The organism is Fulvivirga maritima (assembly GCF_021389955.1).
Classification (GTDB): domain Bacteria; phylum Bacteroidota; class Bacteroidia; order Cytophagales; family Cyclobacteriaceae; genus Fulvivirga; species Fulvivirga maritima.
On sequence record NZ_CP089980.1, the window covers coordinates 5,172,442 to 5,188,118 of the forward strand.

Sequence of the window (15,677 nt, forward strand, 5' to 3'; positions counted from 1 at the left end):
TTTGGAGGTATAGATAGTCTCTCGCTATAGTAAATAGTTTAAGCCATTAAGGTCCGAGATATTTAAAAATTATGTGTTTTGGATCTAGTATTTATGAAGCTTTATGAACCGTGTTGGCTTTTTTTATTCTTTTAGATGCCTTCTTTATGGCCAAATCTGCGATATCATAAGCACCATTCATTTTCAGATCCTGTAGGGTTGATCTCATGGCATCAAAATCATAAACACCATTATTGATCCTTTCGGCAATCAATTTACCTTGTTCGTATTCGCTAAGTTGCATCTCCTTTTCAGATAATGCCCATTGGGTGAATCCCTTCGCATTGGACCAGTTGGCATTATCAATTTCCTGAAGGCCAATAGGATAGAGGAGAAGGTAGGCGGTACCCGCACTAGTTACATCTCCGGGTTTGGCAATGCATGCCTTAGCATATTGCCTTACTTCTTCGAAGGCTTCAAGGGCAGTGCGCTTGTCTTCATGGTAGATGATAGTGTATTTCTCCGTATAGTAAAACGGTTCAGAGACTTCTGTGATTGTTGACTGGGCAATCAGCTTCTGATAAAACTCCTGATTGCTATGCGCAAAGACTACCATATTGTCATGCTCAATATGTTCTAATATGGCCAAAAGCAGGATTTGTTGTGCTCCAGCTCCGCCTAACTTTATTAGTAAGGTGCCGTCATCCTTTTTGTATGACGCGCTTTTGGGATGAGTAATGGTGCCCGTATTGAAAATGTTTGATTTTTTGGGTTTGATGGTCAACGCTGCTTCCTTACCCTTGGCAATCCTCTTTTTAAGCTTTTTTGATGATACTACGTAGGTAATGGGGCGTTTGCTTTCTTCAAAATAAAGATCGTGCGCATAGATATCAGGCAGTAATCTTATGATAGGTACCTCTTTAGCAATCTTTGCCACCTTGTCTATGGTAGGATAGGTAGAAATGATACAATCATATTCAAGCGCCGGTCCTTTAGCATTCAGTTTAGATATGACGTACTCAAACCATCCGGCCAGGTAGGAATTCTTACCGCTTGATATGAATTCGTTGATCTTCTGCAGCACCCTTGATTTTGAAGACATATTGTAGATACCCTCAAAGAACTTCATCGCCTTTTCTGCACTTGGGCTTAGCGCATGTGATTCATCCACTATCTCAGCCTCTACACCTCTTTCCTTAAGCGCGGCCTGGATGGCTATGGCCTTCATCCAATGGCCATTTCCCATGGAGCAAGTAGTTATCCCGATCCTCAATTTTTCTATCTCTCTCATCTATAATTTTAACAAGCCGGATTCCATTACCCGGTTTGCGCGGCAATAGTAAGCAAATAGGATTAAGATTGAGTTGTGAGGAAGTTAAGTTAGTGTGAAGGAATGTGTCCTGATTTTGTGTATTTCAAAATTTATGCCGGTATCAGACTGATAAAATAAAAATATATCAAATTCTTGAAATTTTGCTTTCATAACAAAAAGTACTTTCATTAACAACAGCGCAGCTGGCTGCCCTATGAAAAATAATTATTCATGTACATAAAATGCCAAACAAATTGATCCACGCTGCACTATCAGCTTTGACGTGAAGGCCAAATAGTCAATTTCATCTAATTGCCCGAGAGAACATTTATCTTACTTGAGTATTAACTTGCCTTGGTAATCATAAAATTGCACATGCTGGGCACCATCTAAAAATTTTCTTAAATAAAATGGACCTGGGTAGGTATTAACAATTAAAGGATTTCCTTCTTCCGGCCATTTTATTATTTCTTGCCCATTTTCGCTTATCCAATACGTTTGCTTATAACCTGTATATAAGTAACCAAAATCAATTTTCCTTGGCAAATGTGAACTTCTCTCAATTTGAAATGTCTGAACAACCATGCCTTTTTGATCAATAAGTACAAAGTCAGCAAAGGTCTTATAGTAAGTATCTCCAAGCATTTTTTGCAGCTCTGCCTTATGAAGTTTCACCACCGTATATTTTCCGTAAAACGGCATACCACCAGCATACTTCATTGGTATTTTCAAATTACCTGACTTGTCAATATAACCAAGATTGTAATCATCATCATAAACCGCCAACATCCCATTACTGAAAGTTCCGAGTATATATTTATATCTAGGCTCGACTGTAACTTTACCATCACTATCAATCACCCCATAATAATTTTCGGCACCAGCATCATCATAAAATTGCGCGGGGGCTGACCCCTCACTGAATTGTCCTATCGCGGCAAAGCATCTATTACTTTTCAACTTGCCATGCAAGTCATAAAAATAGAAGCATGAGTTTCCTGAAGTATTTGTATAACCAGTTACGCCAGCACCATTAAGCCTAAACTGCCTTAAAATTTCCTTGGCTTTTTTTATTTTTGAAGCTGCCTGCTTCGTAGATTTCTTTTCTTCTCTATTTATATCCGTATCTAAACAAACTACATCAATTTCATTATCGGAACTGGATGTTGTAGGTTCCTCAATTTTTCCTATTTCATTGCCATATATATCAATAATGAGTACTTTACTTTCGTACATTACCAACGCATGATTCATATAGAAAGGCCTAGCAGCATCATATTTTGGCTTAATTACAATATTACCTTTAGTATTTATAAACCCATATTTATCACCTGATTTGATAATACAACGTTCATTGGAAAAGACTGGTAGCGTATTGAAGGGGTGATACATATAATCATTGCGAAGATTCAAATACCAATCCGGATCAAAAGGGGGGCCAAAAGTTTCAATATCATTACGATAATCAACGATTAATTCACCTTGTTCATTTACAAAACCCCATTTATTGTCCTTTTGGACAGCCAGTAACCCCTCATAAAAATAACCCATCTTGTCGGCTTTAATACTTACCTGCGCCTCAACTGATGTAAAAAATACAATCCATAAGAAAAAAATAATTGTTGATCTAGCCATATCAGATATAATTTAACTATTTCAAATATACTTCAATTTGAGTTAAACCCTTTCTGAAAATAATTAAGAATGCACCGTATTTTGCTTTACCATAAAATCATTACCGTTACAACACTAAAGTGACAATAACTGATTTTAAATTAAACAGCGAGCTGTCGGCAAAACACTCTATTTGTTATATAATGTCCTGCGTTATGTTACTTGACTTGTGCTGATTTTTTAGTAAAAATTGAATTAGTTCTCAAATATATTCTACCTTCATTTGAAAATTACCTAGGAACGGTTATTGTTTTTTATTTAGTATTAACGTAAATATCCAATCAAATCAAGGCTCAATAATTTCAAGGATGAAAGTAAAACTCCCGCCAATCGAGACAGTAGAAAAAATTTCGAGTAAGAACCTTATTATAAATCATATTCAGTCAGCATTACAATTCGAGTCGGACGAAGTTGAATCAGGTGCCGGTTATTTAAAAGTGAAATACGGAGATTCATGGTATTTCTTTATATCAAAGATGGCATCAAAATCATAAACACCATTATTGATCCTTTCTGCAATCAATTTACCTTGTTCGTATTCGCTAAGTTGCATCTCCTTTTCAGATAATGCCCATTGGGTGAACCCCTTCTTATTGGACCAGTTGGCATTATCAATCTCCTGAAGGCCAATAGGATAGAGGAGAAGGTAGGCGGTACCCGCACTAGTTACATCTCAGGGTTTGGCGATGCATACCTTAGCATATTGCCTTACTTCTTCGAAGGCTTCAAGGGCAGTACGCTTGTCTTCATGGTAGATGATTGTGTGTTTCTCTGTATAGTAAAACGGTTCAGAGACTTCTGTGATTGTTGTCTGGGCAAGTAGCTTCTGATAAAATTCCTGATTGCTATGCGCAAAGACTACCATATTGTCATGCTCAATATGTTCTAATATGGCCAAAAGCAAGGTTTGCTGTGCGCCAGCTCCGCCTAACTTTAATAATAAAGTGCCGTCATCTTGTTTGAATGTCGCACTTTTAGGGTGGGTAATGGTTCCCGTATTGAAAATATTTGATTTTTTGGGTTTGATGGTCAATGCTGCTTCTTTACCCTTGGCTATTCTCTTTTTAAGCTTTTTTGACGATACCACGTAGGTAATAGGCCGCTTGCTTTCTTCAAAATAAAGGTCGTGCGCATAGATATCAGGCAGTAATCTTATGATAGGTACCTCTTTAGCAATCTTTGCCACTTTGTCTATGGTAGGATAGGTAGAAATGATGCAATCATATTCAAGCGCCGGTCCTTTAGCATTCAGTTTAGATATGACATACTCAAACCACCCTGCCAGGTAGGAATTCTTACCGCTTGATATGAATTCGTTGATCTTCTGCAGTAACCTTGATTTTGAAGCCATATTGTAAACACCCTCAAAGAACTTCATCGCCTTTTCGGCACCTGAGCTTAGCGCCTGTGATTCATCCACTATCTCAGCCTCTACACCTCTTTCTTTCAGCGCGGCCTGGATGGCTATGGCCTTCATCCAATGCCCATTTCCCATAGAGCAAGTAGTTATCCCAATCTTCAATTTTTCAATCTCTCTCATCTAAATATTAAACAAACCGGATTGCATCACCAGGTTTGCGCGGCAATAGTAAGCAAATAGGATTAAGATTGGGTTGTGAGGAGGTTAAGTTAGTGTGAAGGAATGGGTTATATGGGGTTTTATTGTTTTAGCTTTTAAACCGAATGAAAAAATGGGCATCTGTTTCAACTATGATCAGTGCAGTTACTGCAGACAGCAATTACTTATACCTCATTTGAGTGGCCACTCGTAGCAATGATTCTTTTTTTAAGATATATCTTTCAAAATCTTCTGGCATTGTTAAATGTTCATATTCCTCGTCATAAAAATGCAGCTCCAGGCTAAAGATAATAGTCTTAAGCTTGAGTATTTTAAATGAAAGTGATGCCTCTAATTCCATAGGAGCAATAATAATTTCAGCCTCTCCATTCAGATATCGCATCCAGCTACTTGTATAGTTCAAGTGATCTATTTCGCTAACATTATATAGCTTAAAGCCCGTAATAAAATCGGTTAAACTATCATACTCAGTGGCTATACTAACCTCATATGGCCCCTGATCATAACTTTGGTGCATTAGAAAAGTCCAAATACCCGTTTCTTCTGACCATCCGATCTGCATACCAGACAAGTTGGTAAAACGATTATTTTTATCATTGAGGAATTCTCTTAACTCCAGCTCAGAGATGTAGTTCATACCGGATATAACATTGATTTCAACACAAAATTAAGTATCCTGCATGACTATTTAATATAATTTGACAAATGCTCTTTTAGCAATGCAAAAAGTATTTGCCCGCTCGGCACGAGGGCATTGCGAACACCAATAAAAAATAGACGCCCCGTCAGCTATCTCAAACCATCCGGCCAGGTACGAGTTCTTACCGCTAGATATGAATTCGTTGATCTTCTGCAGCACCCTTGATTTTGAAGCCATATTGTAGATACCCTCAAAGAACTTCATCGCCTTTTCCGCACCTGGACTTAGTGCCTGTGATTCATCCACTATCTCAGCATCTACACCTCTTTCCTTCAGCGCGGCCCGGATGGCTATGGCCTTCATCCAATGGCCGTTTCCCATGGAGCAAGTAGTTATCCCGATCCTCAATTTTTCAATCTCTCTCATCTAAATTTTGAGCAAACCGGACTGCCTTACCCGGTTTGCGCGGCAATAGTAATAAAATAGGATTAAGATTGGGTTGTGAGGAGGTTAAGTTAGTGTGAAGGAATGGGTTGTTGGGGGTAATACTTTGTTTCTGGTTTCAGATAGACAGATCAAGAGGTTATTAGATTCTATCCGTTCTTGGAAGAGCTACTGTTACAGCAAGAGGTCGATTATACTTCCAGCAACAGTATGAGTTTAGGGTGGCTTTGTGTAGGTATTTCAATAGTAAAATGCCTAAGGTTGGGTATTGTGGATGACACATTTTAAATGAAAATTGAAAATAAAATTTATCAATACAATGAAAACATATCCAAAATTGTTTGGCTTAATTTTATTTATGATAATGAATATTTCTCAAGCCCAAGAGTTAGAGTTATACCAGCCAACAAATAAATCAGCATTTTTCCAACCTTATGACTCCGTTCCGGAGAAAAGTGCTACTATTGAGTTTGTTGGTCAGGGAAATCTGCAGGAATCTTTTACATCTCAATCAAAAATACCGGTAAATACCGGAATAGGTGTACAATTCAGGGAATACTTGGATCAGCAAGCATGGAATCAACATAATGGTTATCTCTTTCTCTATGGAATAGAAGTAGAAGTGATTATAAATGTTGCAAGTACGAGAGATTCACTTGTTGCAGAGTATGAAAATGATTCCACAATCTCCAATAATACCATTTTTGGTTCTTCTGTATTAACACCTTTAAATTCCGGAAGGTCTGGTGCCATTAATCTAAGAGGTTATTTTAGAGAAAAATTATGCTGGGGTATTCTATCAGGTTTTGAAACTCATTTCTTGGGCTCAAGTTTGGATTACTATTTAAAAGACTCGAAGCTTCAGGCTACAATAATTGATTATAATTTTAATCTATTTCATGAATTTATACCAATGGGAAAACGAGATCAGTATTCCATTACATTTGGCATTGGACTTAATGCCAGAAATATAGGAGGTGATATTAAATCCAAAGAAGATCAAAGAGAAATGATCTTTCATACTAAAGAACGATTTTTCATTGGCCCTCATGTTAAGGTCGGTTTAAGATTAAAAAACCTAAAGGCCGAATTGTATAATAATTGGCTTTATCCCAATGATAATGCAATAGGTTTAACCGGGAACCAGATTATAACTTCAATAAGTTTTACGGGAGGTTTTCCACTGAAATTAGAATAAAACAACTACTAGATTCCATCTTAATAAGGTCCTTTACAATTAATTAAAATACCCAAACCTGGGTATTGAACTATGTTAAAATAATTTCGATTTTGTTTAAAAAAATTCCATGGTAAAGCATTATATAATAACAAACCGACTCATTACCACCCATGGTGATCAGGAGAAATTTTATAAGGTAAATGATGAAGAATATTTGCGAATAGATGGCAGTGAACAAGCCAGAGATGAGATAAGGTATGGAACAATCTCTTTCAATAATGCGCAAAATACCAAGTTTACTATTGAAATATATAAAGACCCTAGTGAGAATGTAATGAAAAATTATATCATTAATCGTGACAGGCCTGAGCGTCCGAAACTAGGGTCTGAAGTAATGTTTAATGAGTTGTATGAATTAGGATGCGCCGCGGAAAAGCGGGAAGATATCTTGGTATTTATTCATGGTTACAAAACAGACCTTAATAATGCTCTTGAAACATTAAAACATCTGCATGATACTTATGTAGAGAATGAGGAAAGCCCTATAAAACATATTGTGTTATTTACTTGGCCCGCGAAGGAGAAAATTCTGGAATATCGTGATGACGTGAGAGATGCTGTGATATCTGGTTACGCATTGGCACGAGCTATTTCCAAGCTTAAAGACCTGTACTCAAAATATTTCTCGGCACCTTATGATATAAAACCTCTATTGGAACCCTGTGACCAAAAAGTTCATCTTATGTGCCATTCTATGGGCAATAGAGTCTTAGAGTCAATGTTTATGGAGATGGAATCAATGAAGAGCAAAATAAACAATCTCTGCGGGGAAATTTTTCTGATGGCTGCTGATATCGACTATGACGCTATTCATGAGCCTAAGCCACTAAGTCACGTGATAGATATGGCGGAACGAGTACATATTTATTACCATAATCATGACCGCGCCTTAGGAATTTCTGAGAAAACAAAGAATGCTTTTAACCGATTAGGCCGCTGGGGTGCAAAAAATTCCCTTAAACTACCTGATGGAGTATTTCAGTCTAACGTTACAGGAATAAGAGACGAAAAAGGATTAAAGTCCGATTTCGTTCATCACTGGTACTATATTGATAGTGTCAGTGTAGCGGAGGATATTATAGACGTTCTTAATGGTAAAACCTCCATTTTTAGTGCTGAATTCTGATACCATGATAGCGGATATACATAATCATAACCACTCCAGAGCATATTTTTGGTTAAAAGCTAAAGAAAAGCAATATCGTAAGCAAGATATGTTTAACCCCTGGACTATAGTGGCCTCCAATATGCGTAGTTTGGAGAAAGCCGGAATGGCTTCCGGATATGGTCAAGCAGACCTCGTCAAATTATTGAACGGCAAGGTGTCACTAACCTTTAACGCACTATACCCCATTGAAAAGGGATTCTTCGATTCAGAGGCTTTTAAAGGTGATCATTCTGGTACCGTTAAAGAGCGGCTAATCAGATTTCTTACTTCAAAAGAGCTTCCAATTAGGGATTTTTTGCAAATGTATGTTATGAGAATACCTGACCGCATTATTGACTATATCCAATCATCAGACTATACGTATTGGCAAGCACTCAATGATGAATATCAGTTTGCCATTATACGAGAGGGACTAAAAAGCCGTAGCAAAATTTTAATACCCGGTTTAAGACGAATATTTGAAAATGCAGAACGCAGAAGAAGCAAATATCCTCAGTTACTAGATGCCTCCGGAATATTTCGTATCCCTAAAAACCTTATAGCCCTGAAGGAATCTTTAAGCAATGACGCAGAAATCACTATGGTTCTTACTATTGAAGGAGGGCATTCACTGGGCACAGATCAAGGTACCATCATCGACTGGTTGAAAAACATTGAGTTCATAAAAAAGGAATGGAAGCATCCAATCTTTTTTATGACTTTAGCACATCATTTCAATAATCAACTGTGTGGGCATGCTCATAGTTTTCCGGATGTAGGTTCACTAATATTAAATCAAAAAACAAATCTGAATGGTAAATTTAACAATGATGGCTGGAAAGTAATAAGAAAACTGCTTGCCCTGACTGAAGACAATGAAAAAGATCCGTCGGAAGCCTACAGAATACTGATAGATGTAAAACACATGAGTGCCTGCTCCAGAAAAGAATATTATGAACAGATTATAAGGCCTTGTCAGGACAAGGGGATAAATATTCCGGTTATTGCCAGCCACTGTGGACACAGCGGAAGAAAAACCCTTGACGAGCTCATTTCTAATTATAATCAGGAAAAGGACGATAGTTTTGATCCAACCGATGTATTAAACAACTGGAATATCAATGTTTGCGATGAAGACATTAACATGATTTATGAGACGGCTGGATTATTGGGACTGTCATTAGATCAACGGATTATGGGGGTACCTAAAGAACAAAAAAAGACAGGAGGTAGAAATACTATCATAGCTTTCTGGCTGAACTTGAAGGCTACATTAGATGCGGTTTATAAACGTACAGATCTTACCTCAGAAGAAAAATTTATCATTTGGAATCGAATTACCCTGGGGTCAGATTTTGAGGGCTTTATTGACCCTATTAATGAATTCAAAACAGCCTTGGAATATAGAGGATTAAAAACTAAACTAATTCAACATATTGAAAATGAGCGCCTTAACACATCACAAGCATTTTATGGTTTACAAAGTTTTGGGGACGTAGAAAAAGTGGTTGAAAGACTCTTTGTAGAAAATGCCAAAGCCTTCGTTATTGAACATTATCCAATCCAATAAAAGAGCTCAATATCGTAGGCACCATTCATTTTCAGATCCTTAAGGGTTGATCTCATAGCATCAAAATCATAAACACCATTATTGATCCTTGGGCAATCAATTTACCTTGCTCGTATTCGCTAAGTTGCATCTCCTTTTCAGATAATGCCCATTGGGTGAATCCCTTCGTATTGGACCAGTTGGCATTATCAATTTCCTGAAGGCCAATAGGATAGAGGAGAAGGTAGGCGGTACCCGCACTAGTTACATCTCCGGGTTTTGCAATGCATGCCTTAGCATATTGCCTTACTTCTTCAAAAGCTTCAAGGGCAGTACGTTTGTCTTCATGGTAGATAATTGTGTATTTGTCTGTATAGTAAAACGGTTCGGAGACTACTGTAATATTTGTCTGGGCAATCAGCTTCTCGTAAAATTCCTGATTGCTATGCGCAAAGACTACCATATTATCATGCTCAATATGTTCTAATATGGCCAATAGCAAGGCTTGTTGCGCACCCGCGCCACCTAATTTTAATAGCAAGGTGCCGTCATCTTCTTTATATATCGCGCTTTTGGGATGAGTAATGGTGCCAGTATTGAAAATGTTTGATTTTTTGGGTTTGATGGTCAACGCTGCTTCCTTACCCTTGGCTATCCTCTTTTTAAGCTTTTTTGATGATACCACGTAGGTAATGGGGCGTTTGCTTTCTTCAAAATAAAGATCGTGCGCATAGATATCAGGCAGTAATCTTATGATAGGTACATCTTTGGCAATCTTTGCCACCTTGTCTATGGTAGGATAGGTAGAAATGATGCAATCATATTCAAGCGCCGGTCCTTTAGCATTCAGTTTAGATATCACGTACTCAAACCATCCGGCCAGGTAGGAATTCTTACCGCTAGATATGAATTCGTTGATCTTCTGCAGCACCCTTGATTTTGAAGCCATATTGTAGATACCCTCAAAGAACTTCATCGCCTTTTCGGCACCTGGGCTTAGCGCCTGTGATTCATCCACTATCTCAGCCTCTACACCTCTTTCTTTGAGCGCGGCCTGAATGGCTATGGCCTTCATCCAATGTCCATTTCCCATGGAGCAAGTAGTTATCCCGATCTTCAGTTTTTCTGTCTCTCTCATCAATAATTTGAACAAGCCGGATTCCATTACCCGGTTTGCGCGGCAATAGTAAGCAAATAGGATTAAGATTGGGTTGTGAGGAGGTTAAGTTAGTGTGAAAAAGGAAAGGTACTGTGGCCCCAACCTTATATTCTCTTTATTCTCATTTGCAGATACCTTCTTCTGCTGCTTTTTATATTTCTTTTTTGATGAATGGGTTAACACATCTTCATTGGCAGCAGCCTTGAACACAAAAGAGCCAATGACCTTGTTAAATTAAAAATTGATTTGGTTAAAAATTTTAGGCTAGTGCCTGACTGGATTAAATGGAAAGCGCGACTAGAAAAGATTATGGTTTGATATAGTAATTGTCAACTTGTTATATAATTTATATTATGTTAAATAGAGAATTAAGATCCTCATGCTCCAACCCTTTCCTCTCGAGTATATTTTCCCCACTATCTCCATAAATTAATTCCTCTACAGTTCAGATATCTGTCACAAACAAAAAAGCCCCTCCGATGATTATCGAAGAGGCTCTTAACAAAAGTTATTATCTAATCTTATTTAGCATTTACCGGCACTTTGCTTAATGCGCTCTTAGCTGTGCTGTTCATCACGGCTTTGTTGGCGGCTGATGTATCGTTCACATTTTCTTTGGCGTGGTGATCTTCAGGATGCATGAATTTGTCGTTAGCCATTTTTCTGTTGGCGTTATAAGCTTCTATGGTGTTCTTGTTGAGTTCAGCTTTCTTTTTCTCAGAGATAATTCCCAGTTTATAGGCCACCTTATTTAAGGTCATTCTGATATCTTTCACCGGCTTGCTTAAGCTAGTGTCTATATTTTTTAAGGTTTGCTTTCCACTACGTGGTGCTATTAATGTGGCGGTTAAATATCCTGCTGCTGCGCCGGCAATGGCTCCTGATATTATTTTTACTGATCTCATTTTCTAAAGTTTTTTGGTTCTGATATATCAAATGAAAATATCATACCATGACCCGAAAATGTGTTTATAGCTTCTATTTTGACTTATTTTTGCATGAAATTGTTGTGAAATGCGTATGAGGTGTGGAATTTTCGTCACGGTTAGCCCTACACTATTACTTTTTCCGCATAAAAAAAGGAGCTCCGAGAAGCTCCTAATATTTTGTAATCCGTTAGTGTTGCTTATTCAGCGTCACCCATAGATTCTAATTTTTCACTTACTTTTACAGCTTTCTCGTTTAATTTCAATTGGCTGTAGATGTATTGTAAAGACTCAAGTGCTGCTCTGTTTTCAGGCTCAAGATCTAAAACTTTTTCCCAGTAAGGCATAGCATCTTTTAATGCTTGTTGGATATCGCCTTCCATTGCTTTAGCTTTTTTCTGATCTTCAGAAGTAATACCTAAGTTATTCTTTTGCTTAATCAAGTCTACTGCTTTGTTGTAATAAAGCACAGCCAGGTTAAAGTTAGCGTTAAAGTTCTTAGTATCAAGCTCTACAGATTTAGCATAAGCTTCAATAGCTTTAGGTCTGTTCTCCAGCTCTTCGTACATTACTCCTAAAGTAAAGTACAAGTTACTGTTGTCTGGCTCCTTCGCTATAGCTGTCTCAATTTCGTTTCTAGCCTCATCAATTTTATCCATTTGGATCAGGTAATTGATTTCAGACTTAGCAAAGTCAGTGTTGTTAGGGAATGCTTCTTTTGCTTTTTTCACAAGCGCTAAAGCTTTCTCTTTGTCCTCGTTTATAGTACCTTCAATATAGATTAAAGAGTTATAAATGTCTTCGCTCTGATAATCAAGGTCATTAATAAGTGTGTAGTAGTTTTTAGCTGCAGTAGCATAGTCTTCACCAGACTGAGCTGCCAAACCAGCATAGATATAACCAGTAGTATCTTTAGGCTGTACTAACTGAGTTTTAGTGAAATATTTCACTGCCTGATCAGTTTTTTGTGCCTGATAACCTTCCACACCTTTGTTTAAGTAATATCCCCAAAGTGTTTGCATTTGCTGACTTTGAAGGATTGGCAAACCGTTGGCATCACTAATGTAATATTCGTTTTTACCACCTAGTTCTTCAGCTTTATCAAAAGCCTTCATTGCTTCTTTCAATGGATCGTTAGCCAGGTTCTGAAACTGAGGATTGCTAGTTGTATCTAAAGAAGCGTATATTAAGCCTCTGTAGTACCATGTTTTACCATCATCCTTAGTTTTTTCGTGTTCTATTGCTGCATCTATTATATCTTTTGCTTCACCTAAGTTACCCTCTTCACGTGCTTTTTCCGCCTGGTTGATCTTAGGCTTCTTTTGTCCAAAAGAATATCCGGCTATAGTAACTGCAGCCAGTAATAAAATCATTCTTTTCATAATCGGTGTTTCTATTCTTTGTTTAGTTTGCTTAAAGTTAATTATTCTTCATTATTATCATTAGATGTTTCCTGGTTGTCATCTGCTCCTTCCTGTCCTTCTTCCAGTTCATCATCTATTTCTTCAATCTCATCTATCTTCTCTATTTTCTCTACTGAAGAAATGGTATCGTTTTCATTTAATCTGATCAGCTTCACTCCTTGCGTAGCTCTACCCATCACACGTAAGTCTTTCACTTCCAGCCTGATAGTAATTCCTGATCGGTTGATAATCATCAGATCATCAGTATCTATTACTTCCTTAATTGCAACAAGCTTGCCAGTCTTCTCTGTAACGTTGATGGTCTTCACTCCTTTACCACCACGTTTCGTGATACGGTAATCTTCTACTAATGAGCGCTTTCCATAACCATTTTCTGATACTACCAGCAGGTTAGACTCTTCACGGTGTATGTTTACCATGCCCACTACCCTATCATCTTCGTCTTCCAGCGTTACACCTCTAACACCTGTAGCGGTACGTCCCATTGGTCTTACATCTGATTCATGGAAGTGAATGGCCTTACCATTTCGCTTGGCTATTACAATGTGGTCATCACCATTAGTAAGTCTTACAGAAAGTAAACGATCATCATCTCTGATGGTAATGGCGTTAATACCGTTAGCTCTTGGTTTAGAATATGCTTCCAAAGTAGTCTTTTTGATGGTACCTTTTACTGTACACATCATTAAGAAGTTATTTTTCACATAGTCTTCATCAGAAAGGCTTTCTACGTTTATTACCGCTCTTACGTTATCGTTAGGCTCTATATTGATCAGGTTCTGAATGGCTCGTCCTTTAGAAGTTTTGCTTCCTTCAGGTATGGCATATACTTTCTTCCAGAATACTTTACCGTTATCAGTAAAAATCAATAGATAGTTATGCGCACGGGCTATAAAGAGTAGTTCTGTAAAGTCATCATCTTTGGTAGATACTCCACGGCTACCTACTCCACCACGTCCTTGAGTACGGTAGTCAGTAAGAGCTGATCTTTTAATATATCCTTGGTGAGAAATAGTGATTACCATTTCATCATTAGGAATCATATCTTCTACTGTGATGTCATCAGCACTATGAACGATCTGCGTTCTTCTGTCATCTCCATATCTCTCTACCAGCTGATTAACCTCATCTTTAATGATCTCCATTCTACGTTCCTCTCTGGCCAAAATATCTTTCAAGTCATCGATTAAGGCTTTCACCTCTTCGTATTCCTTCAATATTTTGTCTCTTTCCATTCCGGTAAGCCTTTGGAGTCTCATTTCCAATATGGCTCTGGCCTGAATTTCTGAAAGTTCAAATTTCTCCATCAATCCTTGACGAGCACTGTCAGGATCTTGTGAGTTACGTATCAATGATATTACTTCGTCAAGATTATCTAAAGCAATAAGATAACCTTCCAATATGTGCGCTCTTTTCTCTGCTTCGTCAAGCTCATATTGCGTACGTCTGATCACTACCTCATGGCGGTGCTCTACATAGTATTTAATAAGATCTTTCAGATTCAGTGTTTCTGGTCTTCCTTTAACCAGGGCAATGTTATTAACCCCAAAAGAAGATTGAAGCTGCGTATATTTATAAAGGTAGTTAAGTACGATGTTAGGGATAGCATCCTTTTTAAGATCATACACTACTCTTAATCCGTTTCTATCAGATTCATCACGGATATCAGAGATACCTTCTATTTTTTTGTCGTTCACCAGGGCAGCAGTCTTTTCGATCATGCTGGCCTTATTTACCATGTATGGTATTTCTGTAACGATGATTTGTTCTCTTCCGGTGCTGGTAGTTTCAAACTCGGCTTTAGCACGCATTACCACGCGGCCTCTTCCTGTTTCAAAAGCTTGTTTTACACCAGTATAACCATATATGATACCTCCTGTAGGGAAATCTGGGGCCGTAACGTACTCCATAAGTTCTGGCACAGTGATATCATTATTTTCTATATAGGCGATGATACCTGCTCCTACCTCTCTAAGGTTATGCGGAGCCATGTTAGTAGCCATACCTACTGCGATACCTGATGAGCCGTTAAGTAACAGGTTAGGCAGCTTACCAGGCATTACAGAAGGCTCCTTTAGGGAGTCATCAAAGTTAGACTGGTAGTTAACGGTGTTTTTGTTGATGTCTGTAAGCATCTCCTCAGCGATACGCTTAAGGCGAGCCTCAGTATAACGCATGGCCGCAGCAGAGTCACCGTCTATGGAACCGAAGTTTCCCTGGCCATCTACCAATGGGTATCTCAAAGACCAGGGTTGAGCCATACGCACCATAGTGTCGTAAACGGCTGAGTCACCATGAGGGTGATACTTACCTAGTACCTCTCCTACGATCCTGGCAGATTTTTTATAAGATTTATTGTAATTAACACCCAATTCGAGCATACCATACAAAATCCTTCTATGTACAGGTTTTAAGCCATCTCTTACATCTGGTAGTGCCCTGGATATGATCACCGACATAGAATAATCTATGTAGGCTCCTCTCATCTCATCCTCAATATTGATGGGTATAATACCCTGTCTGCCTGCCGGCAGATTCTCATTAGATTCGTCAGCCATAGAGTAATTTAAAGGTCGTTTATTTGTAAAATCATGGCGAATTTAC

At 38.1% G+C, this 15,677-nt stretch carries 13 protein-coding genes; 3 read left to right on the top strand and 10 right to left on the bottom strand.

The window, feature by feature from the left end; genetic code table 11:
- Positions 1-91 precede the first annotated feature (91 nt).
- From LVD15_RS21775 to LVD15_RS21795, 6 genes are all read right to left on the bottom strand, one after another.
- Entirely contained in the window at positions 92-1,270 is a 1,179-nt protein-coding gene (locus tag LVD15_RS21775; protein WP_233777306.1) for a glycosyltransferase family protein, read from the bottom strand.
- Positions 1,271-1,624: 354 nt separating this feature from the next.
- Entirely contained in the window at positions 1,625-2,926 is a 1,302-nt protein-coding gene (locus LVD15_RS21780; protein ID WP_233777307.1) for a WG repeat-containing protein, read from the bottom strand.
- Between the two features lie 466 nt (positions 2,927-3,392).
- Complete coding sequence (locus LVD15_RS26950) at positions 3,393-3,518, bottom strand: hypothetical protein (protein WP_255763314.1); 126 nt, start codon at positions 3,516-3,518, stop codon at positions 3,393-3,395.
- 120 nt (positions 3,519-3,638) lie between these two features.
- On the bottom strand, positions 3,639-4,460 hold the full coding sequence (locus tag LVD15_RS21785; RefSeq protein ID WP_233777308.1) for a glycosyltransferase family protein: 822 nt from the start codon (positions 4,458-4,460) through the stop codon (positions 3,639-3,641).
- A 244-nt stretch (positions 4,461-4,704) separates the two neighbouring features.
- Complete coding sequence (locus LVD15_RS21790) at positions 4,705-5,181, bottom strand: hypothetical protein (protein ID WP_202245069.1); 477 nt, start codon at positions 5,179-5,181, stop codon at positions 4,705-4,707.
- A gap of 51 nt (positions 5,182-5,232) precedes the next feature.
- Positions 5,233-5,565, bottom strand: coding sequence for a hypothetical protein (locus LVD15_RS21795; protein ID WP_233777309.1), 333 nt, complete (start codon positions 5,563-5,565; stop codon positions 5,233-5,235).
- Positions 5,566-5,947: 382 nt separating this feature from the next.
- Here LVD15_RS21795 and LVD15_RS21800 point away from each other — a divergent pair, with 382 nt between their 5' ends.
- The 3 genes from LVD15_RS21800 to LVD15_RS21810 all read left to right on the top strand — a co-directional run bounded on the left by LVD15_RS21800 (position 5,948) and on the right by LVD15_RS21810 (position 9,585).
- A complete protein-coding gene (locus LVD15_RS21800) occupies positions 5,948-6,826 on the top strand; it encodes a hypothetical protein (RefSeq protein WP_233777310.1) in 879 nt (292 codons plus the stop codon).
- A gap of 109 nt (positions 6,827-6,935) precedes the next feature.
- Complete coding sequence (locus tag LVD15_RS21805) at positions 6,936-7,994, top strand: alpha/beta hydrolase (protein ID WP_233777311.1); 1,059 nt, start codon at positions 6,936-6,938, stop codon at positions 7,992-7,994.
- 4 nt (positions 7,995-7,998) lie between these two features.
- On the top strand, positions 7,999-9,585 hold the full coding sequence (locus LVD15_RS21810; RefSeq protein ID WP_233777312.1) for an amidohydrolase family protein: 1,587 nt from the start codon (positions 7,999-8,001) through the stop codon (positions 9,583-9,585).
- Positions 9,586-9,637: 52 nt separating this feature from the next.
- On the opposite strand, the gene LVD15_RS21815 is transcribed toward LVD15_RS21810, so the two are convergent.
- From LVD15_RS21815 to gyrA, 4 genes are all read right to left on the bottom strand, one after another.
- A complete protein-coding gene (locus tag LVD15_RS21815; RefSeq protein ID WP_233777313.1) occupies positions 9,638-10,702 on the bottom strand; it encodes a glycosyltransferase family protein in 1,065 nt (354 codons plus the stop codon).
- A 542-nt stretch (positions 10,703-11,244) separates the two neighbouring features.
- The gene (locus LVD15_RS21820) at positions 11,245-11,628 is read right to left on the bottom strand and encodes a hypothetical protein (RefSeq protein ID WP_233777314.1); all 384 of its coding nucleotides are present in this window, start codon (positions 11,626-11,628) and stop codon (positions 11,245-11,247) included.
- Between the two features lie 221 nt (positions 11,629-11,849).
- Positions 11,850-13,031 (bottom strand): tetratricopeptide repeat protein, encoded by a 1,182-nt coding sequence (locus LVD15_RS21825; protein ID WP_233777315.1) that lies wholly within the window; start codon positions 13,029-13,031, stop codon positions 11,850-11,852.
- A 41-nt stretch (positions 13,032-13,072) separates the two neighbouring features.
- Complete coding sequence (gene gyrA, locus LVD15_RS21830) at positions 13,073-15,631, bottom strand: DNA gyrase subunit A (protein WP_233777316.1); 2,559 nt, start codon at positions 15,629-15,631, stop codon at positions 13,073-13,075.
- Positions 15,632-15,677 lie beyond the last annotated feature (46 nt).